At 46.4% G+C, this 22,619-nt stretch carries 20 protein-coding genes; 14 read left to right on the top strand and 6 right to left on the bottom strand.

Translation table 11 applies throughout. From position 1 onward, the window contains the following. The first annotated feature begins 5 nt into the window (after positions 1-5). The 12 genes from bamA (at position 6) to A1OO_RS22090 (ending at position 15,056) form a co-directional block, all read left to right on the top strand. Complete coding sequence (gene bamA / locus A1OO_RS22145; RefSeq protein ID WP_016958024.1) at positions 6-2,405, top strand: outer membrane protein assembly factor BamA; 2,400 nt, start codon at positions 6-8, stop codon at positions 2,403-2,405. Between the two features lie 22 nt (positions 2,406-2,427). After that, positions 2,428-2,937 (top strand): OmpH family outer membrane protein, encoded by a 510-nt coding sequence (locus A1OO_RS22140; RefSeq protein WP_016958025.1) that lies wholly within the window; start codon positions 2,428-2,430, stop codon positions 2,935-2,937. 12 nt (positions 2,938-2,949) lie between these two features. After that, positions 2,950-3,975, top strand: a complete 1,026-nt coding sequence (gene lpxD / locus A1OO_RS22135; protein ID WP_017004464.1) for a UDP-3-O-(3-hydroxymyristoyl)glucosamine N-acyltransferase — start codon at positions 2,950-2,952, stop codon at positions 3,973-3,975. 133 nt (positions 3,976-4,108) lie between these two features. Further along, positions 4,109-4,561, top strand: coding sequence for a 3-hydroxyacyl-ACP dehydratase FabZ (fabZ, locus tag A1OO_RS22130; RefSeq protein WP_016958027.1), 453 nt, complete (start codon positions 4,109-4,111; stop codon positions 4,559-4,561). Positions 4,562-4,563: 2 nt separating this feature from the next. After that, positions 4,564-5,352, top strand: coding sequence for an acyl-ACP--UDP-N-acetylglucosamine O-acyltransferase (gene lpxA, locus A1OO_RS22125; protein WP_017004463.1), 789 nt, complete (start codon positions 4,564-4,566; stop codon positions 5,350-5,352). After that, on the top strand, positions 5,352-6,500 hold the full coding sequence (gene lpxB / locus A1OO_RS22120) for a lipid-A-disaccharide synthase (RefSeq protein ID WP_017004462.1): 1,149 nt from the start codon (positions 5,352-5,354) through the stop codon (positions 6,498-6,500). The genes lpxA and lpxB overlap by 1 nt, the downstream gene beginning before the upstream one ends. Positions 6,501-6,503: 3 nt before the next feature. Further along, on the top strand, positions 6,504-7,106 hold the full coding sequence (gene rnhB, locus A1OO_RS23670; RefSeq protein ID WP_017004461.1) for a ribonuclease HII: 603 nt from the start codon (positions 6,504-6,506) through the stop codon (positions 7,104-7,106). A 68-nt stretch (positions 7,107-7,174) separates the two neighbouring features. Beyond that, the gene (gene dnaE / locus A1OO_RS22110) at positions 7,175-10,654 is read left to right on the top strand and encodes a DNA polymerase III subunit alpha (protein WP_016958031.1); all 3,480 of its coding nucleotides are present in this window, start codon (positions 7,175-7,177) and stop codon (positions 10,652-10,654) included. Positions 10,655-10,714: 60 nt separating this feature from the next. After that, positions 10,715-11,677, top strand: a complete 963-nt coding sequence (accA, locus tag A1OO_RS22105) for an acetyl-CoA carboxylase carboxyl transferase subunit alpha (RefSeq protein ID WP_016958032.1) — start codon at positions 10,715-10,717, stop codon at positions 11,675-11,677. A gap of 111 nt (positions 11,678-11,788) precedes the next feature. Beyond that, complete coding sequence (gene tilS / locus A1OO_RS22100; protein ID WP_016958033.1) at positions 11,789-13,117, top strand: tRNA lysidine(34) synthetase TilS; 1,329 nt, start codon at positions 11,789-11,791, stop codon at positions 13,115-13,117. Positions 13,118-13,173: 56 nt separating this feature from the next. Then, the gene (locus A1OO_RS22095) at positions 13,174-13,485 is read left to right on the top strand and encodes a c-type cytochrome (protein WP_016958034.1); all 312 of its coding nucleotides are present in this window, start codon (positions 13,174-13,176) and stop codon (positions 13,483-13,485) included. A 221-nt stretch (positions 13,486-13,706) separates the two neighbouring features. Beyond that, on the top strand, positions 13,707-15,056 hold the full coding sequence (locus tag A1OO_RS22090; protein ID WP_017004460.1) for a sodium-dependent transporter: 1,350 nt from the start codon (positions 13,707-13,709) through the stop codon (positions 15,054-15,056). Positions 15,057-15,127: 71 nt separating this feature from the next. On the opposite strand, the gene A1OO_RS22085 is transcribed toward A1OO_RS22090, so the two are convergent. From A1OO_RS22085 to A1OO_RS22070, 4 genes are all read right to left on the bottom strand, one after another. Then, positions 15,128-15,316, bottom strand: a complete 189-nt coding sequence (locus A1OO_RS22085) for a DUF4250 domain-containing protein (RefSeq protein WP_016958036.1) — start codon at positions 15,314-15,316, stop codon at positions 15,128-15,130. Beyond that, the gene (locus A1OO_RS22080) at positions 15,316-15,522 is read right to left on the bottom strand and encodes a YaeP family protein (protein ID WP_016958037.1); all 207 of its coding nucleotides are present in this window, start codon (positions 15,520-15,522) and stop codon (positions 15,316-15,318) included. Before A1OO_RS22080 ends, A1OO_RS22085 begins: the two co-directional genes overlap by 1 nt. 86 nt (positions 15,523-15,608) lie before the next feature. Further along, positions 15,609-16,466 (bottom strand): GGDEF domain-containing protein, encoded by an 858-nt coding sequence (locus tag A1OO_RS22075; protein WP_017004459.1) that lies wholly within the window; start codon positions 16,464-16,466, stop codon positions 15,609-15,611. 109 nt (positions 16,467-16,575) lie between these two features. Beyond that, positions 16,576-17,727 (bottom strand): patatin-like phospholipase family protein, encoded by a 1,152-nt coding sequence (locus tag A1OO_RS22070; protein WP_017004458.1) that lies wholly within the window; start codon positions 17,725-17,727, stop codon positions 16,576-16,578. 222 nt (positions 17,728-17,949) lie between these two features. Between A1OO_RS22070 and A1OO_RS22065 the strand changes: the two genes are divergently transcribed. Further along, the gene (locus A1OO_RS22065; protein ID WP_026023994.1) at positions 17,950-18,882 is read left to right on the top strand and encodes a GGDEF domain-containing response regulator; all 933 of its coding nucleotides are present in this window, start codon (positions 17,950-17,952) and stop codon (positions 18,880-18,882) included. 93 nt (positions 18,883-18,975) lie between these two features. Here A1OO_RS22065 and A1OO_RS22060 read toward each other — a convergent pair whose 3' ends face one another. Then, the gene (locus tag A1OO_RS22060) at positions 18,976-20,691 is read right to left on the bottom strand and encodes a proline--tRNA ligase (RefSeq protein ID WP_017004456.1); all 1,716 of its coding nucleotides are present in this window, start codon (positions 20,689-20,691) and stop codon (positions 18,976-18,978) included. Positions 20,692-20,757: 66 nt separating this feature from the next. After that, positions 20,758-21,462, bottom strand: coding sequence for a tRNA (N6-threonylcarbamoyladenosine(37)-N6)-methyltransferase TrmO (gene tsaA / locus A1OO_RS22055; RefSeq protein WP_016958042.1), 705 nt, complete (start codon positions 21,460-21,462; stop codon positions 20,758-20,760). Between the two features lie 124 nt (positions 21,463-21,586). Between tsaA and gmhB the strand changes: the two genes are divergently transcribed. Beyond that, positions 21,587-22,141: a D-glycero-beta-D-manno-heptose 1,7-bisphosphate 7-phosphatase gene (gene gmhB, locus A1OO_RS22050; RefSeq protein WP_016958043.1), complete on the top strand. Its 555-nt coding sequence runs from the start codon at positions 21,587-21,589 to the stop codon at positions 22,139-22,141. Positions 22,142-22,619: the final 478 nt, after the last annotated feature.

Below are 22,619 nucleotides of genomic sequence, written 5' to 3'. Positions count from 1 at the left end.
CAGCAATGGCGATGAAAAAACTTTTACTGGCCTCTCTTCTATTTTCTAGTTCCGTTACGGCCGATGAGTTCGTAGTGGAAGACATTCGATTTGAGGGGCTTCAACGAGTCAGTCTCGGTGCGGCTTTGCTCGCGATGCCGGTGCGAGTTGGCGATAATATTGATGAAGGCGAAGTGTCAGGGATTATCAAATCCCTATTCTCGTCTGGGAACTTTGAGAACGTACGCGTATTTCGTGACGGTGATGACCTGTTGGTTAAGGTCATTGAGCGCCCCACGGTTGCGAGCATTTCGTTCTCGGGTAATAAAGCCATCGAGGAAGAGCAGCTTTCAGAGAATCTTTCTGCATCGGGTTTGCGTGTCGGTGAAGCGCTAGATCGCACCACCTTGTCAAATATCGAAAAAGGCCTCGAAGATTTCTACTACAGCGTGGGTAAATATAACGCGCTAGTCAAAACGGTTATCACTCCGCTGCCGCGTAATCGTGCTGATGTGAAATTCGTGTTTACCGAAGGGGTTTCGGCCACCATCCAGCAAATTAACTTCATCGGCAACGACGTGTTCGGTGATGAAGAACTTAAAAATAATTTTAAGTTACGAGCGGACGTTCCTTGGTGGAATTTCCTTGCCAATGAACAATACCAAAAGCAAGCGCTCGCAGGGGACTTGGAAAGTCTGCGTTCGTTCTATCTTAATCGTGGTTACCTAAAGTTCCGTGTCGAATCGACCAACGTTTCTATCTCCCCAGATAAGAAAGGCGTCTACATCACCTTGAACATTGATGAGGGTGAACCGTATATCGTGTCCGGCGTGAATGTGCGTGGTGGTAAAGACAGCGCTTCATTTGAATCGCTTGTCCCTTTCAAGGATGGTGAAGTCTACAGCGGTGAGAAAGTCACTCGCCTGGAAGACGAGATAAAGCGCAAGCTTGGAGAGCAAGGTTATGCCTACCCGCAGGTGGCGACGATTCCAGAATTTAATGATGATGAAAACAGCGTCGCATTAAATGTTAACGTTGAACCGGGTAAACGTGTCTATGTCCGTAATATCAAGTTTTCGGGCAACCAAATTACACGTGATGAAGTGTTACGTCGTGAAATGCGTCAAATGGAAGGCTCTTGGTTAAACGCCAAATCGGTTGAAACCAGTAAAGAGCGACTCAATAGACTGGGTTTTTTCGAAACCGTTGATGTGCGTACAACGCGAGTACCAGGTACTGATGATCAGGTCGATGTAGAGTATTTCGTTAAAGAAACCAACTCAGGCAGCGTTAACTTTGGTATTGGTTACGGCACGGAATCAGGTATTAGCTTCCAGGCTGGTCTGCAACAAGACAACTTTGCAGGTACGGGTAATCGCTTTGGTATTAATGCCATGGTGAATGATTATCAGAAAAACCTGACGTTGGATTATCGCGACCCATATTGGACGCTTGATGGTATCAGTCTTGGCGGAAAGATATTCTTTAACGAGTTTGAAGCGTCTGATGCAAACATCGTGGATTATACCGATAAAAGTTATGGCACCAGTCTCACCTGGGGTTTCCCTTTTAATGAGCTGAATTATTTCGACTTTTCTCTTGGCTATACACATCGTCAGATTGAAAACTTGGGTGGTTATTACCAAATCCAGAAGTTCCTCGATTCGATGGAAGACAATGTGACCGATAACGGTGGATTGGAAGTCGATGACTTTGATTGGTCGGTAAGCTGGAGTCGCAATAACCTTAACCGAGGCTTCTTCCCAACGGCTGGTAATTATCAACGTGCATCGTTTCGCATGACAGTACCGGGCTCTGACACCCAGTACTTCAAAACGCAATACGATGTGAGGCAATATATTCCGCTTACTGAATCCCATAGCTTTACGTTGCTTATGCGTGGTCGACTCGGTTACGGCAATGGTTACGGTAAGAACGATGAAAATGATTACTTACTGCCGTTTTATGAAAACTTCTATGCGGGTGGTTACTCGACACTACGTGGATTCCGCTCTAACACGGCTGGCCCGAAAGCTGTATACGATCAAGGTGCAGGGAATAACCCAGCTCTTGTAGGCAGCAACGATTCTGTGGGTGGTAATGCCATTGCGTTGGCGAGTATGGAATTGATCGTACCTACACCGTTTGTGTCCCCAGAGGTGCGAAACTCGATTCGCACCAGCGTTTTTGTTGATGCAGCATCGGTATGGGATACCGAGTACGATCTCGACAACGCGAGAGTGATCAGCGGACAAGAATACATTTACGACTATAGCGATCCGGGCAACTATCGTGCGTCTTACGGTGCGGCACTCCAATGGCGATCACCAATGGGACCATTAGTGTTCTCGCTGTCAAAACCCATTAAGAGTTATGAAGGTGATGACGAGGAGTTCTTCACCTTTACGATTGGCCAAACGTTCTGATTTTCAAGACTAGGAGAAAAGTTTGAAACCTATTATCAAAGCGGCAGGCCTGAGCCTTGCCATCTTCAGTGCTTCTATGTTTGCTACAGCGGCAGAGGCTGCGCAAAAAATTGGTTACGTAGCGACGGGTCCAGTGCTTGCTCAAATGGCCAAACAAAGCAATGTGAGCGAAAAGCTGCGTAAAGAATTTAAAGACCGTATTGCTACCGTTGAACGTTTGGAAGACCAACTGAAAAAAGGCATTGAAAAACTGAAGCGTAATGGCGAGCTAATGAGTGATAGCGAGCGAACTAAGCTTCAGCGTCAACTGCAATCTCTTGATTCTGACTATAAACTTAAGGTCAGCAATCTGAAAGAAGATGAGCGCAAACGCAGCTCAGAAGAACAACGTAAACTGGTAGAAAAACTGCAAAAGACCATCACGAGTCTTGCGAAAAAAGAGGGCTATGACATGGTGCTAGATCGCCAGGCAGTTCTTTATGCAAGCCCGAAAGATGACTTGTCAGAGAAAGTACTGAAAGCAGTCAAATAAGTAAGGTAGAAAATGGCTTCTATTACGCTCGCTGAATTAGCGGAAAAACTGGGTGCAGAACTTCATGGTGACGGCGATGTCATCATTCGTTCAATTTCGGGAATGGATAAAGCGAGTGAAGGACAAATCACGTTTTTATCTAGTAGTAAGTACCGTAAGCACCTCGCACAGTGTCAAGCAAGTGCAGTGATGGTCAAGGAAGCCGACCTCGCTTATTGCAATGGCAATGTGCTGGTAATTAAAGACCCGTATTTGGGCTACGCGCTGACAGCACAATTGCTCGATAGCACCCCTCGCTGTGCGACGGATATCGCGCCGAGTGCCTACGTTTCGCCCACAGCAACGTTGGGCGAGGGCGTGTCAATTGGTCACAACGCTGTGATTGAAGACGGTGTCGAACTGGGTGATCATGTTCAGATCGGTGCAGGCTGTTTTGTGGGTAAGAACACTAAACTGGGTGCGAATACTCGCCTTTGGGCAAATGTCAGCGTTTATCACAATGTTCAGCTAGGTGAATCGTGTTTGGTACAGTCAAGCACTGTGATTGGCTCTGACGGCTTTGGTTATGCCAATGACAACGGGCAATGGGTGAAAATCCCACAAGTTGGACGTGTTGTCATTGGTGATCGTGTCGAAATTGGTGCATGTACTACTATTGACCGTGGTGCACTGGATGACACCGTGATCGCTGATGGTGTGATTATCGACAATCTTTGTCAGATCGCGCATAATGTCGAGATCGGTGAAAATACCGCCATTGCAGGTGCAACCGTCATTGCGGGGAGCACCCAAATTGGCAAGCACTGCATTATTGGCGGTGCCTGCGTAATAAATGGTCACATTGAAATTACAGATGGCGTCACGATCACTGGTATGGGGATGGTGATGAGACCTATCACTGAGCCTGGTATGTATTCTTCGGGCATTCCACTTCAAGCTAACCGCGATTGGCGTAAAACAACTGCGCGCGTTATGAAGATCGAAGACTTGCATAAACGACTAAAAGCCGTTGAAAAACAATTAGAAGATAGCAAGTAAACGCTGTCTTAGATGGCCTACTCTGGTGGCTTGCTGCACATTGAGAAAATGCTCAATTTCGCCGTAGTCTGCAGTGTAGGCCATTTTCCGTTCTCAACGACAAATAATAAGCTTTTCATACGGGAATATTACTTTGATTCGCGAAAACAACGTGCTGACGATTAACGAAATTAGAGAACTGCTGCCGCATCGTTACCCATTTCTTCTTATTGATCGCGTTATTGATTTTGAGGAAGGTAAATACCTTCATGCTATCAAGAATGTATCGGTTAACGAACCTCAATTCACGGGGCATTTCCCTCAACTTCCTATCTTCCCAGGTGTATTGATCCTCGAGGCCATGGCGCAAGCTACGGGTTTGTTGGCGTTCAAAACATTCGGAAACCCAAAGGAAAATGAGCTTTACTACTTTGCTAGTATTGATAATGCCAAGTTCCGTGCACCAGTGACGCCTGGCGATCAAATGGTATTGGAAGTTGAGTTCATTAAAGAGCGTCGTGGCATTGCTGCCTTTACTGGCGTTGCAAAAGTAGATGGTAAGGTTGTCTGCTCTGCAGACCTGAAGTGTGCCAGAAGAGAGTTTTAACAGTGATCCATGAATCTGCACAAATTCATCCAACCGCAGTGGTTGAAGAAGGGGTAACCCTAGGCGCTAATGTTAAAATTGGTGCGTTTTGCTTCATCGGTACTGGCGTGGAAATCGGTGAAGGCACCGAAGTAAAAACTCATGTAGTTATCAAAGGTCCGACAAAAATTGGCCAAGATAATAAGATCTTCCAATTCGCCTCTATCGGTGAAGAGTGTCAAGATCTTAAATACGCAGGTGAGCCGACCACATTGGAAATTGGCGATCGCAACACGATTCGTGAAAGCGTGACCATGCACCGAGGTACCGTTCAAGATGGCGGTCACACCCAAGTGGGTAGCGATAACTTATTCATGATTAACGCACACGTTGCTCACGATTGCGTTATTGGCGATCGCTGTATCTTTGCTAACAATGCAACCCTAGCGGGCCACGTTACTGTGGGTGATTTTGCTATTGTTGGCGGTATGACTGCCATTCATCAGTTTTGCACAATTGGCAGCCACAGTATGCTTGGTGGTGGTTCTATTGTTGTCAAAGACGTCCCTCCTTACGTTATGGCGCAAGGTAACCACTGTGCACCATTTGGTATTAACGTTGAAGGCCTCAAACGTCGTGGCTTTGACAAGAACGCAATAAAAGCGATTCGTGCGGTATACAAAGAAGTTTACCGATCTGGCAAAACGCTGGAAGAAGCGAAAAAGCAAATAGCGGAAATGGCGAAAGACGAAGAAGCACTTCAACTGTTTGTTGAATTCTTTGATAACTCAAGCCGAGGTATCATTCGCTAATGGTTGTTGCAACAAAGCCGTTACGAATTGGAATTGTCGCCGGGGAAATCTCCGGCGATATTTTAGGTGCTGGCTTTATCAAAGCGGTTAAAGCGCAATATCCAGATGCAGAGTTTGTCGGTATCGGTGGGCCTCGGATGAAGGCTTTAGGATGCGAGACATTGTTTGATATGGAAGAGCTGGCGGTAATGGGCATTGTGGAAGTGCTGGGTCGCTTGCCTCGTCTATTGAAAATCAAGCATGCGTTAGTCGACTTCTTCGTTGCGGATCCGCCCGACGTGTTTGTCGGCATTGACGCACCAGACTTCAACCTTCGCCTCGAAAAATCGCTCAAAGATACTGGTATTAAAACCGTCCATTATGTCAGTCCCAGTGTTTGGGCTTGGCGTCAAAAACGTATTTTCAAAATTGCGGCAGCCACTGATTTGGTGTTGGCGCTTCTGCCGTTCGAAAAAGCGTTTTACGATAAATTTGATGTGCCGTGTGATTTCGTTGGTCATACCATGGCGGACGACATTCCCTTAGTTAGTGATAAAGCGGCTGCTAGAGCCTTGCTCGGCCTCGATAATGACAAAACGTATTTGGGCGTCTTGCCTGGAAGTCGTGGTGGTGAAATGAAAATGCTTGCCCCGACGTTTATCAAAACCTGTCAGTTGCTTAAAGCGAAATATCCCCATTTGGGATTTGCCGTTGCCCTGGTAAATGAAACCCGTCGCGCACAGTTTGAACAGGCATGGAAAGAAACCGCGCCTGACCTGGACTTTACTCTGGTCGATGATACTGCTCGTCACGTCATAGCAGCATCAGATGTGGTACTTCTGGCTTCCGGTACGGTCGCACTTGAATGCATGTTGGTTAAGCGGCCCATGGTCGTCGGGTACAAAGTGAATGCTATCACCGCATGGATCGCAAGACGCTTAGTAAAAACCGAATTTGTCTCTTTGCCGAATATTCTCGCGGGACGAGAGTTGGTGCCTGAAAGGTTGTTGGAAGATTGTACGCCTGAGGCATTGGCAACAGAGGTCTCTCGTTACCTTGATCACGATAATGATGCGCTGATGGCTGAGTTCACGCGTTTACATGAAGTTATTCGTTGCGATGCAGACAAAGCTTCAGCTCGTGCCGTACTTAATCTGATAGGGCGTTAATCCATGGATTTCGAACCTTTTGTTTATCCTGAAGCCAAACTCATTGCTGGTGTTGATGAAGTGGGCCGAGGGCCGTTAGTCGGTGCGGTTGTGACTGCGGCTGTTATTCTGGATCCTAACAATCCGATTGAAGGGCTGACGGACTCCAAAAAGCTAACCGAGAAGAAGCGCGAAGCGCTGTTTGAGATCATCAAAGAAAAAGCGTTAGCGTGGTCTTTGGGGCGAGCCGAGGCAGATGAAATTGACGACATCAACATTCTCGCTGCTACCATGTTAGCGATGGAGCGTGCAGTAGCGGGTCTGTCGGTTCAGCCAGACTTTGTATTGGTCGATGGTAATCGCGTGCCTGCTGGATTAACTATGCCAGGTCAAGCCGTCGTCAAAGGGGATTTGCGAGTGGCTGAAATCAGCGCTGCATCGATTCTTGCAAAAGTCGTGCGTGATCGTGAAATGGAAGTGCTGGATGCTCAATATCCGCAATACGGTTTCGCCAAGCACAAAGGTTATCCAACCAAGGCACATTTTGAAGCACTTGATGCGCATGGTGCCATCGCAGAGCACCGTAAGAGCTTTAAACCTGTCAAGAAAGCGTTAGGCATTGCATAATACGTAGAGGGGAGTGTCGCTCCCCTCTACTATCCTATCTAACCATCAATCAGTAACGTACGAGTACTATGTCAGACCCACGTTTTATCCACCTTCGTGTTCACAGTGACTATTCCATGGTTGACGGCCTTGGCAAAGTGCCGCCTTTGGTAAAAAAAGTTGGCGAACTTGGCATGCCCGCGATGGCATTGACTGACTTTACGAACCTATGTGGTCTGGTGAAGTTCTACAACACAGCGCAAAGCAATGGTGTTAAGCCTATTATTGGCGCTGATTTCAAAGTCCAATCTGATGCATTTGGTGATGATCTTTGTCAATTAACGGTGCTTGCAGCAGATAACATTGGCTATAAAAACCTGACCTTACTGATATCAAAAGCCTATCTGCGCGGTCATGTTCAGCATCAGCCAGTCATAGATCTTGAATGGCTGTTGGAGTTAAAAGAAGGGCTGATCTTGTTGTCCGGCGGACGGCGAGGTGATCTGGGTAAAGCATTGCTAAAAGGCAATATGGCGCTAGCTAAACAGTGTGCAGCGTTTTACCAGACTCACTTTCCAGATGCGTATTACATCGAGCTTACCCGAACAGGTCGCCCTGACGAAGAAGCTTACCTGCATTTTGCTTTGGATCTGGCCTCTGAACTCGACCTGCCTGTGGTTGCGACCAACGAAGTCTGCTTCCTTTCGGCTGATCTGTTTGATGCTCATGAGGTTCGCGTTGCGATCCATGATGGCTTTACGCTCGAAGATCCACGTCGCCCAAAAAACTACAGTCCACAGCAATACCTTCGCACTGAAGACGAAATGTGTGAGTTATTCCACGATATTCCGGAAGCACTCGCCAATACTGTCGAAATCGCCAAACGCTGCAATGTGACTGTGCGTTTGAATGAATACTTCCTGCCAAACTTCCCTACCGAAGGCTTGGAGATAGGGGAGTTTCTGGTGAAAAAATCGCAAGAAGGCCTTGAAGAGCGTCTTGAACTTTTGTTCCCTGACCCGCAAGAACGAGCGAAGCTCCGTCCTGAATATGACGAGCGATTAGATATCGAGCTGCAGGTAATCAACCAAATGGGGTTTCCAGGCTACTTCCTTATTGTGATGGAATTCATCCAGTGGTCGAAAGACAATGATATTCCGGTAGGACCTGGGCGAGGGTCGGGTGCAGGTTCACTGGTGGCGTATGCACTAAAAATCACTGATCTCGATCCACTGGAATTTGATTTGCTGTTCGAGCGTTTCCTTAACCCTGAACGAGTATCCATGCCCGATTTCGATATCGACTTTTGCATGGACAAACGAGATAAGGTTATTGACCACGTAGCGGAAATCTATGGTCGAGATGCCGTATCACAGATCATTACTTTCGGTACCATGGCAGCAAAAGCGGTTATCCGTGATGTGGGGCGAGTACTTGGTCATCCTTACGGTTTCGTTGATCGTATTTCAAAAATGGTGCCACCGGATCCTGGCATGACGCTGGCGAAGGCGTTTGATGTCGAGCCACAACTGGGCGATCTTTATGAAGCTGATGAAGAAGTTCGTGAGCTGATTGATACGTGTCGAATCCTTGAAGGTAGTATCCGAAATGCAGGTAAACACGCTGGTGGTGTTGTTATATCACCCACCACGATTACCGATTTTGCGCCGCTATACTGTGATAGTGAAGGTCACTTTCCCGTTACCCAGTTTGATAAAAATGATGTAGAAACCGCTGGCTTAGTCAAATTTGACTTCTTGGGTTTACGTACACTGACCATCATCGATTGGGCGCTTAAAATGGTCAACCCTCGCCTTCAAGCCGAAGGTGAAGAGCCAATACGCATTGAAGCGATCCCAATGGATGACATGGCGTCATTCCGACTTTTACAAAACTCTGAAACCACCGCGGTATTCCAGTTGGAATCTCGCGGCATGAAAGATCTCATTAAACGTCTTCAACCAGATTGCTTTGAAGATATGATCGCACTGGTGGCGCTGTTCCGTCCGGGTCCATTGCAATCAGGCATGGTAGATAACTTTATCGATCGAAAGCGCGGTCGAGAAGTCGTGTCATATCCAGATGAAAAGTGGCAACACGATTCGCTAAAAGAAATTCTTGAGCCAACCTACGGCATTATTTTGTACCAAGAGCAGGTCATGCAAATCGCTCAGGTACTGTCTGGCTATACCCTTGGCGGGGCAGACATGCTTCGTCGTGCTATGGGTAAGAAAAAGCCAGAAGAAATGGCCAAGCAGCGGGCAACGTTTGAAGACGGAGCGATAAAGAACGGCGTCGACGGCGAGTTGGCGATGAAGATCTTCGACTTGGTCGAAAAGTTCGCAGGTTACGGCTTTAACAAATCGCACTCAGCGGCATATGCACTTGTTTCATACCAAACACTATGGCTCAAAACTCACTATCCTGCGGAGTTCATGGCTGCGGTAATGACTGCGGATATGGATAACACCGACAAGATTGTCGGCTTGGTGGAAGAATGTCGCCGCATGAAGTTGACCATGCTGCCACCGGATGTGAATGCTGGATTGTATCGCTTCAATGTAAACGATAAAGGTGAAATTGTTTACGGCATTGGCGCGATTAAAGGTGCAGGTGAAGCGCCTATTGAAAACATCATTGAAGCGCGTGAAAAAGGCGGCTACTTCCGTGACTTATTCGATTTCTGTGCGCGTATAGATACCAAAAAAGTAAACAAACGCGTGATAGAGAAATTGATTCAATCGGGTGCAATGGACCGATTAGGTCCGCATCGCGCAGCGATGATGGCATCACTGAATGACGCGATTAAGTCAGCAAGCCAGCATCACCAAGCAGAATCGTTTGGTCAGGCTGATATGTTTGGTGTGTTGACAGATGAACCCGAGGAAGTCGAACACAAGTATGCGAACGTACCACACTGGCCAGAAAAAGTATGGCTTGAAGGTGAGCGTGAAACGCTAGGGTTGTATTTAACGGGTCACCCAATCAACAGCTATGTGAAAGAGCTAAAACACTATATTACTTGGCGTTTGGAAGATGCTCATGCAACAAAGCGTGATGTTGTTTCTACCGTTGCTGGATTAGTGATAGCCGCCCGAGTGATGACCACAAAGCGTGGATCGCGCATCGGGATCCTAACTTTGGATGATAGGTCGGGACGCATGGAAGTGATGCTGTTCTCAGATGTATTAGAAAAGTACTTAGATTTCATTGAAAAAGACCGAATTTTGGTCATATCCGGACAGGTCAGCTTTGATGACTTCAACGGTGGCCTTAAAATGTCGGCACGAGAAGTGCTTGATCTCTCTCAAGCGCGCGAAAAGTACCTGCGCAGTCTTGCTATCTCTGTGACTGACAGGCAAATTGATAACAAATTTTTTGAACGATTTAGCGAAATCCTAGAACCTTATCGCGCTGGCACCGTGCCTGTGAACCTTTATTATCAGCGTGACGATGCACGTGCGAAGTTAGTCTTAGGTACAGAATGGCGGATTACGCCTGATGACAAGTTGATCGATGATTTAAAAACGCTGCTCGGCGATAAACAGGTCGAGCTGGAATTTGACTGATACGTTTGTCCTGTCGTGTACGACGGGGCAACTTAATTACCTGAACAGGATTCTTTCTCTATGAGTCTTAATTTCCTTGAATTTGAACAGCCAATTGCTGAATTGGAAGCAAAAATTGAAGCCCTGCGTGTAGTGTCCAAACGCGGTGACGATCCTGAGGCTGTCAATCTTGATAAAGAAATCGAGCAATTGGAGACAAAAAGCGCTGAATTGACGAAAAAAATCTTCAGTGACTTAGGTGCTTGGCAAGTCGCGCAATTGGCGCGTCATCCACGTCGTCCATACACCTTGGATTACGCCGATCTGATCTTCACCGAATTTGAAGAATTGGCGGGCGATCGTGCTTATGCCGATGACAAAGCCATTGTTGGTGGCATGGCGCGTATTGATGGTCGTCCAGTGATGATTATTGGTCACCAAAAAGGCCGTGAAACACGTGAGAAAGTCATCCGTAATTTTGGCATGCCAAAGCCTGAAGGCTACCGCAAGGCTTTACGTTTGATGAAGATGGCTGAGCGTTTCAACATGCCAATCATTACCTTTATTGATACCGCAGGTGCATACCCTGGTGTTGGCGCTGAAGAGCGAGGCCAGTCAGAAGCCATTGCCCGCAACCTGAAAGAAATGTCAGGCCTTAGTGTGCCAGTTATCTGTAATGTGGTAGGTGAAGGCGGCTCTGGTGGTGCATTGGCTATCGGCGTGGGCGATTTCGTCAACATGCTGCAATACTCAACCTATTCGGTTATTTCCCCAGAAGGTTGTGCATCGATCTTATGGCGCGATTCAAACAAAGCACCACAAGCAGCAGAAGCGATGGGTATGACAGCACCGCGTCTGAAAGAGCTTGGCTTGATTGATAACATCATTGAAGAGCCAATGGGCGGTGCGCATCGAAATTCAGCGTTTACCGCTGACAACATCAAAGCACTTTTGGTCAAGCAATTAGAAGAGCTTGACCAACTGGACACGGATGCCTTGCGTGAGCGACGTTACCAACGCTTACTAAGCTACGGTTACTGCTGATTGGCAATCGCGAAAGCGAGCGAAAATACGAGAATATCAAAAAAGGGCCTAATGGCCCTTTTTTTCATTCGGATGCTATTATGACGACAATTCAATGTCTTTGAGGCACTTATGCTGTTCTCCCAGTTTGAAAATGTCCTAGATGCTTATGCACTCACGCCTCGCCAAATCGTCTTGGCATTCAGTGGTGGGGTAGATTCGCGTGTCATGCTGGACCTACTCTCTACCTACCGTGATATTCATCCTCAACATCGTTACCTTGTGATTCACGTGCACCACGGACTCAGTGAAAATGCCGATGCTTGGCTGGCACAATGCGAAGGTTGGTCTGTTGAGGTCGGTTTAGATTTCAAGGGCTTGCATGTTGATTTCGATAAGCGTGGTGAAAGCCTAGAAAAAGCAGCCCGAGAGGCTCGATATTCGGCCATTGCATCAGTTGTCGAACCCGAAGCCTTGGTGTTGACAGGGCAGCATGCAGACGATCAAGCTGAAACGTTTTTATTGGCATTGAAACGTGGCAGTGGCCCCGCAGGGCTGGCAGCGATGCCAGAGATTAGGCCGCTCGGTCATGCCCATTTGTTGCGACCACTATTGACCGTAATGCGTCAAGATATCGAAAAGTACGCAAATAAACAGGGATTAGCGTGGATTGAGGATGAAAGTAATCTGGATTGCCGTTTTGATCGTAATTTTATCAGACAAGCATGGCTTCCTCAGGCGAGAGAAAGGTGGCCAGGGTTTGTTCGGGCGATCAACCGAACTGCCAAATTGTGCGCAGCGCAAGAAGCATTGTTGGATGAGTTGCTAGCTGAACATGATGTGCGTCTTCAGCAACCAGATGGCGGGATGTCACTGGCATTGTTAAGCGCTTATTCTTCTCGAATGCAATCGTCGCTGTTGAGGCGATGGCTGAAACAGACGGCAGGTCTCAACTTGTCCCAAGTTCAACTCAGCGAAGTGTTCAATTCCGTTATCAATGCAGGTGAGGATGCAAATCCTTTAGTGCAGCTCGGTAATTGGCAGGTAAGGCGTTTTCAGCAAAGTTTATATTGTGTGATAAACGCTGAAGATGTTTCTGCTTGGCAGCACACGTTAGCACTAAATTGTGCTGCAGCTTTGCCTGACAGTATCGGTGAATTGTCATTGATCGAGCGTGAAGATTTAAATGGCTTAATGCTTCGACTGCCCAGTGAGAGTGAAGCTGTTACGGTCAGTTTTAATCCGGAAGGCTTATTTGCTCATCCATTGGGAAGGCAAGGTAAGCGAAAGCTTAAAAAGCTTTTTCAGGAATATGGTGTGCCCACTTGGCAGCGTAGAAGAACCCCGTTGATATTTTACGGTGAGCAGCTTGCTGCTGTTGCTGATTTGTTTGTCTGTGAAGGGTTCGATGGACAGGAATGTGAGCTTGTCTGGCACAAACACCATCCATACAGTGCGTGAATGGATTCCACGTGCAAGAATTTATGCAAACTGGAAAACAATAAAGCGAGGAAGCGATGAAAAAACTACTACCTTTAGGTCTGGTTACTTTAATGCTAGCGACACCATCATTTGCAGCAGGTGATGCAGCAGCGGGCAAAGCGAAGGCTGCAGTGTGTGCTGCGTGTCATGGTGCAAATGGTATTGCTATGATTCCAGGCTACCCGAATCTAGCTGGTCAGAATGCGCAGTATATTGTCTCAGCCTTGAAAGCTTATAAGAGTGGCGAGCGTAAAGGCGGGCAATCTATGGTGATGGCACCACAGGCCACAATGCTGAGTGACGCGGACATGGAAAACCTTGCAGCGTATTTCTCACAGATGAAATAGGCACACCGGATCCTTATGAAAAGCCACAGCGTTATGTTGTGGCTTTTTTATTTGTCGATATCAGAGGATCTTGCACGTTGATGATGCTCTGGTATCGAGCTTTCTCGCAATTTTTTGTGTGGTCAGTGCGTTTTTTGTTCGATCGAATTTGCTGCTATTGCTATAAAAACTAGAATTTACTATTGTACTAGCTCACTGATACATTGTGCGAGGTTAAAGCAATGGCTGCAGGACGTGAGCATTTCAGCTCAAGAATAGGTTTTGTGCTCGCCGCAGCAGGTGCTGCCGTCGGGTTAGGTAACATTTGGGGCTTTCCTACTCAAGCAGCAAGTAATGGCGGTGGAGCGTTCTTGCTGGTTTATCTTTTTATGATCCTTGTTGTGGCATACCCAATGTTGGTTGTTGAAATGGCAATTGGACGCCATGGTCAAGCAAACCCCATTGACAGCATGCGTAAGCTAGGCCGTTCGCCGCTTTCCAAAACACTCGGTGGCAGTGTTGGCTTGATTGGCCTGATGGTTCCATGCCTCGTGCTTGCATTTTATAGCATTGTTGGTGGGTGGTTAGTGTCGTTCATGCTGGCTGCAGGCGCAGATATCGTCGGTATGCATGAGGCTTCTCTCTGGCTAAAAGGTTTCTCTGTTGAACGAAACTTGTTTGGCGCGGCAATTTTTTATCTCCTCACCATTTTAATTGTTCAAGCAGGTGTGAAAGAGGGCATAGAGAAGTGGTCCACTCGGTTGATGCCTGCGTTGTTTGTCTTGTTTGGCATATTGTTTGTTTATGTCATGACATTGCCGGGAGCAACTCAAGGTCTTGCGCACTATCTGATCCCTGATTTCTCCAAGGTGATGGATCGTGATTTGATACTTGCAGCCATGGGACAAGGTTTCTTCTCACTGACGATTGGCGGTTGCTCAATGCTGATTTATGGCTCTTATTTGAGCCGTAAAGAAAACCTCCCCAAAATGGCACTTAATGTCACGCTAGTGGATACCGCTGTTGCTGTTATTGCTGGCTTAGTTATTCTTCCTGCCATGTTTGCGGCAATGCAGCAAGGCGTCGAAATATATGATGCGAAGGGCGAATTGCTAAGTTCATCCACATTAGTGTTTGATGTATTGCCTATGTTGTTTGAAGGGTTAGGTGCAGGAGGTGCGTTCATCGCATTGATATTTTTTGTGTTGATGACAATAGCAGCGCTCACATCATCGATCTCTATGTTGGAATGCCCTGTATCTCTAATGAATGAACGCTTGGGAACGAAGCGTTCAGTGGCGAGTTGGTTCCTTGGGGGATTGATTGCGCTGTTTAGTGTGGTGATTGTGTTTAACTTCGGCAGCATGTTCGGTTTGGTTGCAAACATTGCCACTCAATATTTTCAGCCTCTTGCCGCGTTACTGTTTTGCCTTTACGGTGGTTGGGTTTGGAAGCGTAGTGAAAAACTTCAAGAATTATGTCAAGGTTATGACAACATTGAAGATGGGATTTTTTGGAAAATCTGGCCAACCTATGTGAAATTTGTCTGCCCTGCACTGGTGATAGCGGTGATTTGGATGTCTTTTGCGTAATTATTAAAAAGATCGAAAACGGAAGCCTAGGCTTCCGTTTTTTTATTGGCTTGTTAATCGTTTAGCGTAAATTAACGAAACTGATTTTGCTCAGGAATGTATTCAAAACCGGCACCGGCGAGTTTTGTTTGCAATGCAACAGTATCGATATCAAAGTACTTTGCCAATTCACTTAGTGATGGAAATTCATCGCGTAGTTTCATATTCACAATGCTCATGAGCATTACAGTGTCCATGGTTTCAAATCGTGTCAGATCCATTACGCATCCTTATGGTCACTGATCAGAAGATTTGCAGCGGCGAATGCGGCTTGCTCGCGAGCTTCTTCTGGAACCGATTCGTCAGATGCGATTGCATTTAATGTTTTCACGGCACAAGCGATAGCGTTAGGAATATAACCTTGATCACCACTACCAATTTCCGCGTAACGTTGGCGGATTAAATCACAACAATCGTAGACTTTCATTGCTACTCCTTGGAAATACTTTGAGTGAAATATACCGTAAAAGGAAGCTAGGATGGAGTCTTAATCATTGAGGGGGCGAAATGATGTTATCGGCGGCGACTTGCTTTATTGCGGTACATACTGCGGTCAGCTCGTTCAAACATAGAGGTGACGTTATCGCCTTGACGATATGCTGAGCAGCCCACAGAGCTGGAGATAGAATGCGCGGTGAGAAGAGTGTCATGGGAAAGTAGCGTTTTAAGGCGGTCGTTAACCAGTTGTGCCGACTCGCGAGTTGCGGGTGTTAGCAAAACTGCAAACTCATCCCCACCTAAGCGATAGCATCGATCAGAGGCTCGTATGGCTTCTTTCAATAACAGTGAAAATCGGCGTAATACTTTGTCACCATCAAGGTGCCCATAGGTGTCATTAACTTGCTTAAAGTTATCCATATCGAAAATCATCAAGATCAAACCGTGATTTTTTCTTTCCGTCAGTGCGACAGATTGGCGGAGATCTTGCTCAAAGCTGGTTCGATTGTTTAGGCCAGTGAGACTATCCAACATCGCGAGATTTCGAACGCGACTATATTCGATTGCATTGCTAAGAGGGCCAGCGAGAAGACGATGATAGGTATGAATCAAACTAATTTCATCGTTGTCTAGTTGATAAGGTGTACTGTATTGAAGCATTCCCAACGGCGATTGAGCAAATTTGATAGAAAAAGTTTGTCGAAAATCAGAAGAGCCGCCACGTCGAACAATATGAGAGATGTCATCGTGTTCCCATATTAAACGATTGATGTCGATTTGCTTTTCCAGTTCCCTGGTAAACACTTCAAACAATTTATCGATTTCAAGCCGACCCTGAAGCTTCTGCAGCACCATTAGACGCTGATCCGCACCAAGAGGTACTCGGCGAGACTGTATTGCTGCTTTTTTGAGTTGTTCCAGTTGCGTACTCATCGAAACTGCCTCAGAAACCAATAACCATGACCGTTCATGCTTTAATCAATAGAAGCAAAAAGCGTTCCAGGTTATTGGTGCGCAACTGCTCGTCCGTTATTTTATCTGGCTATTCACTTGATAGAAAGCTCACTAAATCGGATCGACGATTTTGAGCATCTTGGTAGCCCATGTCAATTAAGTGGTTGATATATTTCGGTTCAAATAACAGATAACTAGTAATTGCTGCATCTTCAGAAGGACTTATGCCCAAAATTCTCATTAGGCTGCGTACTGCTAGAGGCATATGACAATAGTACCGTTCAACTAATGGTTCAAAGGGTGATGAGGGGGAGAGGTGAAGGGCATCAACTTGCCGTAGTGCCAAATTATCGGCTTTACTTTTATCCACGGCCAAGGCGAGGTTGTTCATACGATCCAAGTGCTCAAGGTCTGCCGAAAGGGTGTCGGCGAATATTGCATCCATCAGATGCCCGCCGAGCATAGCCAAACCGGGAGCAGGAGCAATACTGCTGTGAGTGGTGGGTGCTTGAGGGGCAAGATCAATAATAAGCACCTTCTCAGCACCCATTTTAAGCGCGGGACGGAGCGGGGCAATTTGGTGAACGGAACCGTCGCCATAAAAACTGTGACCAATCTTGGATGCGGGAAAAACGATCGGAATCGCGGATGATGCCAGAAGATGCTCGGTATTGATTTGACTTTTTATTCCGATAGCACGAGATCGACGCCAAACCGGTATGTCAGCGTGTCCTTGGTAAAACGTGACGGATTTACTGGTGTGGTAGTTTGATGCGGTGACCGCTAATCCGTGGAGGTTTCCCGCCAGTATCTGGTGTTCTATCTTGCTAAAATTAATGACATTATTAAGCAGGTTACGTAATGGGCGATTATCAAGTAAGCCAAATGGCGGCGCATCATGATAACGTGCTTGCGTGCGGGCAAAAGCCTGTCGACCTAAGTGAAGTAGCATGCCTTGGAAAGAGCTTTGAAATACGTGCTTTGTGTGAAGATTTGACCAAAGCCATGACAGTTTTTTGACGCCGAGTCGAAAACATGACGTATGACAAGCAAGAGAGGTTGCATTGAGCGCCCCAGCTGACGTTCCACAGTATATGGTGAAAGGACTGGCGTGAACGCGCGGGTACCATTCTGAAATTGCTTTCATCACACCCACCTGATAAGCCGCGCGAGCCCCACCTCCGCTCAATAAGAGCGCGATTTTTTTCTGCGGTGCTTTTGAATCAGTCTTTGATGCCATTGTGTTAACACTCTACTTGGACTGTCGTATGGGTCAATTTTAAGTATGACTTAGAAAAGTTGTATTTGAGCCATACTCGATTTTACCTACGCCTATTCAACTAACTTTTTGAATTGATTGTGATCAAGCGCCAAAAGAGACGGCATGGCGTATCAATGCCATCGAAGAAAGAGAACAGTAAATGGTATATTTCTGTTCACTTTTTATTTCTTTGGCGAATTCATGACTCCTCCTTTAACAGCATTAATTGCTGATGATGACAAAGCAACGGCCAAGTTGGTTGAAATGCTGCTGATAAAATGGGGAATCAAAACGGTGGTTGCCTACGACGGTTTGGAAGCGTTGGAGGTGATGATGCAAGCAGATCCGCCTTCACTACTTCTTCTTGATTGGGAGATGCCCAGTTACAGTGGCATTGAGCTTTGCGAGAAAATTCGTCAAATTGATACGGCTAACCCTCCTTATATTATTCTTTGTACGGCTCGAGATAGTGCAGAGCACATTGTGCAAGGTTTGAACAAAGGGGCCAATGATTACATTTCTAAACCCTTCAATACCCAAGTGCTGAAAGCCCGAGTAGAAGTCGGTAAGCGTACACTTGAGCTTCAATCGCGTTTAGTCGATGCCATGACTAGGCTCGATCATCTCGCGAGTTTTGATGAGTTGACGGGGCTCCTTAATCGACGCGTTCTGTTTGAGCGGATACGTGAAGATTTTTCACGAGCTCATCGCGCTAAAGAAAATCTCTGTTTTGCGGTGTGTGATATTGATTGGTTTAAACGTATTAATGACAAATATGGTCACCCAGCGGGAGATGCGATCTTGCGTCAACTCGGTGACTTGCTGACTCAGGAACTACGCCCTTATGATCGGCTTGGGCGAATAGGAGGAGAAGAGTTTCTTCTTTTGTTCTCGGTGAAAGATGATTGTAATGCGGTGAAAGTGCTTGAGCGAATTAGGTCTGCCATTGAGCACCATGACTTTGTTTATGACGAGAAGCTGATTGCAGTGACCATGAGTTTTGGCGCTACATTCATAGAAGCGGGTGCAGAAGTGGCAAGGGTTGAAGCCTATTTCAAGAGAGCAGATGAAGCATTGTATCGTTCGAAAGAAACAGGCAGAAACCACGTGACATTCTCAGAAAACATCGTTTAAAAAAGTGACTTAAACAAAGCTCAAATAAGGATTTAAGATCCTTGTTAAAAAAAACGCCTCCCATAAGGAGGCGCTCTTCGATACGGGGAGAACTTAAGCCAGTTTCGCTTTGATGTACTCAACCATATTTTCAATTTCGACAGGCATTTTTTCGCCATCACGACGGTGTTTGTATTCAAACACACCGTTTTCCATGCTGCGTTCGCCGATAATAATGGTGTGAGGCATGCCCATCAATTCCATATCAGAAAACATCACGCCTGGGCGTTCTTTGCGATCGTCGAACAATACTTCAATACCGGCAGCCGTTAGGTCAGCATATAATTTCTCTGCCGCTTCTTTAACCCGCTCAGATTTGTGCATATTCATTGGAACGATAGCAACGGTAAATGGCGCAATTGCGTGTGGCCAGATGATGCCATTGTCATCGTGGTTTTGCTCGACGGCTGCCGCAACAACACGAGATACACCGATGCCGTAGCAACCCATCTCAAGAATCACATTCTTGCCATCAGTGCCCAATACGCCGCAGTTCATTTTCTCAGAGTAGTTGGTGCCTAATTGGAAAATATGACCGACTTCAATGCCGCGTTTCAGCAAAATGGTACCTTGGCCACAAGGACTTGGGTCGCCTTCAACGACATTGCGAATATCAGCCACTTCGCCAAGTTCTACATCACGACCCCAGTTAATGCCGAAGTAGTGTTTATCATCGATGTTTGCACCTGCGCCAAAATCACTCATCGCTGCCACGCTGCGGTCAACAATGAATGGAACAGTCAGGTTCACTGGACCTAGCGAGCCAGGACCGGCATTGACGACAGCACGAATTTCTTCTTCAGTGGCAAACTCAAGCGGGGCTGCAATTTGAGCCAATTTTTCGGCTTTGAGTTCGTTCAGTTCATGATCACCACGAACGAGCAAGGCTACGATATCTGCGTCAACGGCATCAGAGGCTTTAACAAACAGTGTTTTAACTGTTTTCTCAACCTGCAGATCAAATTGCTCAACCAACTGTGCGATGGTTTTCGCTTCAGGGGTGTCAACCAGCGTCATTTCCTGAGTTGGCGCAGCACGCTCACCAGCAGGAGCAACGGCTTCGGCCATTTCAACGTTGGCTGCATAATCAGATTCCGTTGAGAATGCGATAGTGTCTTCGCCACTGTTTGCCAGTACATGGAACTCGTGTGACGCAGAACCACCAATTGCACCGGTATCGGCCAGCACTGGGCGGTAATCCAAGCCCATGCGATCAAATGCAGCGCAGTAAGCGACATGCATAGCTTCGTAAGATTTTTCTAGACCTTCTTTATCGATGTCGAAGCTGTATGCATCCATCATTGAGAATTCACGTGCACGCATCACACCAAAACGTGGACGAACTTCGTCACGGAATTTGGTCTGAATTTGATACAGGTTCAATGGCAGCTGCTTGTAAGAGTTCACTTCGTTACGAACAAGGCTAGTGACCACTTCTTCCGCCGTCGGGCTCAGAACAAACGGACGCTCGTGACGATCACTGAATCGAAGAAGCTCTGGCCCCATCTTTTCAGAACGACCTGTCTCTTCCCAAAGTTCAAAGGGTTGAACAACAGGCATCAATATTTCAATCGCACCGGCGTTATTGATTTCTTGACGAACGATGTTTTCAACCTTTTGAAGAACGCGCAAGCCGGTTGGTAGCCAGGTATATAGACCTGAAGCCAGTTTGCGGATCATTCCTGCGCGTAGCATCAGCTGGTGGCTGATTACTTCGGCGTCGTTTGGTGTTTCCTTCAACGTAGAAAGAAGGTATTTACTGGTACGCATCTAAGCTATCCGTTTATCTATTTACAGTATGGAAGGTATAAGGGCGCCATATTACCAGTGAGAGCCTTAATCGCCAAAGGCTTCTATGGTACTCACAGTGATTAGCGGTTCATCAACGGTAAACTTGATGTTTAAGTCGAAGAGATGGACGGCGTACTCCTTGTCGTCCGATTTCCCCTTTTTATATGCGGGGCGAGGATCCTGAGCGAGTACTTCTTGAATCACTTGAATTTTGTGCGCGCCGTCGTTTTGTTTTAAAAGTAGATTTCTAGCGTCGTCACTGAAGGTAACTTCGAGCGTGTCAGGTATTTCCGCCGCATATCCGCCTTTTGCCTCAGTGATCGAATCGGAATAGGGAATATAAGGCTTGATGTCGACGACAGGTGTGCCATCCACTAGGTCACAACTGCCAATATCGATAATGACCTGACGTCCTATCTTTCTAATGCCAGTGATGGGGACAACGGACATACCAACACCGTTAGGGCGAAAGGTCGCACGGCTGGCGAAAACGCCAACTCGTTCATTGCCACCAAGACGTGGTGGGCGAACTGTCGGTGTCCAGCCTTTCGCTAAATTTTGGTCGAATAAGAAAAGTAACCATATATGTGAAAATTGCTCGAGCCCACGAACGGCATCATCTTGATTCGCTTCTCCACAAAGTGCGATAGATGCGGTTGCACTAGGTGCAAGACCGGGTTGGCGAGGTACGGCGAACTTTTCTTTGAAAGGGGACTGAATGTGACCCACAGGCGTAAGTGAGTAATTCATAGTATTTATCTCTGATTCTTTTAACACAGACTTTACCATAGTTAGCTTGGGCAGCGGCTAGACAATAGATGATGAGCGAATTGCGTGTCATAATCGCGCACTCAGCATAATAGAGGGCAGAGCATTGGCCAAACCAGCGGTATTTATTGATAGAGACGGCGTAATTAATGTCGATCATGGTTACATTAGCAAGGTCGATGACTTTGAATATATTGAAGGCGTTTTCGATGCATGCCGAGTGTTCAAAGAAATGGGCTATTTGCTCGTATTGGTAACAAACCAATCTGGCATTGCTCGCGGTTACTATAGTGAAGATGATTTTATCTCTCTGACCGAATGGATGGATTGGAATTTTGAAGATCAAGGTGTCGAATTTGACGGCATCTACTACTGTCCACATCATCCTGAGCATGGTGATGATAAGTACAAAAAAGACTGTGATTGCAGAAAACCAAAGCCTGGTATGTTTTTATCCGCGCAAGAGCACCTTGGTATCGATATGACTCATTCAGTAATGATTGGTGATAAAGCGGATGATATGAAAGCTGCAAGTGCTGCGGGGGTGGAAACTAAAATTCTTGTACGCACTGGTAAGTCGCTCACTGAAGATGGTGAAGCATTGGCAACGGTAGTATTAGATAGTATTGCTGATGTGCCAGGGTATTTAAAAACGCGATAGCGGTAACGATAAAAAACTTAAGCGAATACATACGACCCAAATACAGCCCGTCTGGGCTGTTTTTTTATCACTTTGATGATCTTTTGAACGGTTGAGCGATTTTTTAGAGAAAAAGCGTTTTTTTAACTGGAAAGGTATTGCCAATACGAATTCTCTCCCTATAATGCGCTCCCTGTTGGCACGGCAAAGTTCGCAGCTAACGTGAGGAAAGCAAAAGTGCTTGACTCAAAAATGGAGTTGAGTTTAAATCTCTCTCCGCTCAGCAAGCCTGAGCAAGCTCTTTAACAATTTGACCTATACAATCTGTGTGGGCACTCGTACTTGATAGACATAAGATTTATCAATGAACTGAGTGACCCAAGATGGTTGAGCTCTTCGGAGTAACACTGTCAACACAGTCAATGCAGATTTGCCTTAGGGCAAAAAAGTAATTCAGTATTCATTGAGCGTTAGACCTGTTTTTTCGGAAATGGGGATG

Origin of the sequence: Enterovibrio norvegicus FF-33, assembly GCF_000286835.2 — a bacterium.
Classification (GTDB): Bacteria; Pseudomonadota; Gammaproteobacteria; order Enterobacterales; family Vibrionaceae; genus Enterovibrio; species Enterovibrio norvegicus_A.
Note: the sequence above shows the minus strand (reverse complement) of the source record. Positions and strands in the feature narration are given on the sequence as shown.

What these genes read in the sequence shown, in the direction of transcription:
- bamA (WP_016958024.1), top strand. Translation starts at nt 6, where the DNA reads ATGGCGATGAAAAAACTTTTACTGGCCTCTCTTCTATTTTCTAGTTCC.
- lpxD (WP_017004464.1), top strand. Translation starts at nt 2,950, where the DNA reads ATGGCTTCTATTACGCTCGCTGAATTAGCGGAAAAACTGGGTGCAGAA.
- lpxB (WP_017004462.1), top strand. Translation starts at nt 5,352, where the DNA reads ATGGTTGTTGCAACAAAGCCGTTACGAATTGGAATTGTCGCCGGGGAA.
- rnhB (WP_017004461.1), top strand. Translation starts at nt 6,504, where the DNA reads ATGGATTTCGAACCTTTTGTTTATCCTGAAGCCAAACTCATTGCTGGT.
- dnaE (WP_016958031.1), top strand. Translation starts at nt 7,175, where the DNA reads ATGTCAGACCCACGTTTTATCCACCTTCGTGTTCACAGTGACTATTCC.
- accA (WP_016958032.1), top strand. Translation starts at nt 10,715, where the DNA reads ATGAGTCTTAATTTCCTTGAATTTGAACAGCCAATTGCTGAATTGGAA.
- tilS (WP_016958033.1), top strand. Translation starts at nt 11,789, where the DNA reads ATGCTGTTCTCCCAGTTTGAAAATGTCCTAGATGCTTATGCACTCACG.
- A1OO_RS22095 (WP_016958034.1), top strand. Translation starts at nt 13,174, where the DNA reads ATGAAAAAACTACTACCTTTAGGTCTGGTTACTTTAATGCTAGCGACA.
- A1OO_RS22090 (WP_017004460.1), top strand. Translation starts at nt 13,707, where the DNA reads ATGGCTGCAGGACGTGAGCATTTCAGCTCAAGAATAGGTTTTGTGCTC.
- A1OO_RS22085 (WP_016958036.1), bottom strand. Translation starts at nt 15,316, where the DNA reads ATGGATCTGACACGATTTGAAACCATGGACACTGTAATGCTCATGAGC.
- A1OO_RS22080 (WP_016958037.1), bottom strand. Translation starts at nt 15,522, where the DNA reads ATGAAAGTCTACGATTGTTGTGATTTAATCCGCCAACGTTACGCGGAA.
- A1OO_RS22075 (WP_017004459.1), bottom strand. Translation starts at nt 16,466, where the DNA reads ATGAGTACGCAACTGGAACAACTCAAAAAAGCAGCAATACAGTCTCGC.
- A1OO_RS22070 (WP_017004458.1), bottom strand. Translation starts at nt 17,727, where the DNA reads ATGGCATCAAAGACTGATTCAAAAGCACCGCAGAAAAAAATCGCGCTC.
- A1OO_RS22065 (WP_026023994.1), top strand. Translation starts at nt 17,950, where the DNA reads ATGACTCCTCCTTTAACAGCATTAATTGCTGATGATGACAAAGCAACG.
- A1OO_RS22060 (WP_017004456.1), bottom strand. Translation starts at nt 20,691, where the DNA reads ATGCGTACCAGTAAATACCTTCTTTCTACGTTGAAGGAAACACCAAAC.
- tsaA (WP_016958042.1), bottom strand. Translation starts at nt 21,462, where the DNA reads ATGAATTACTCACTTACGCCTGTGGGTCACATTCAGTCCCCTTTCAAA.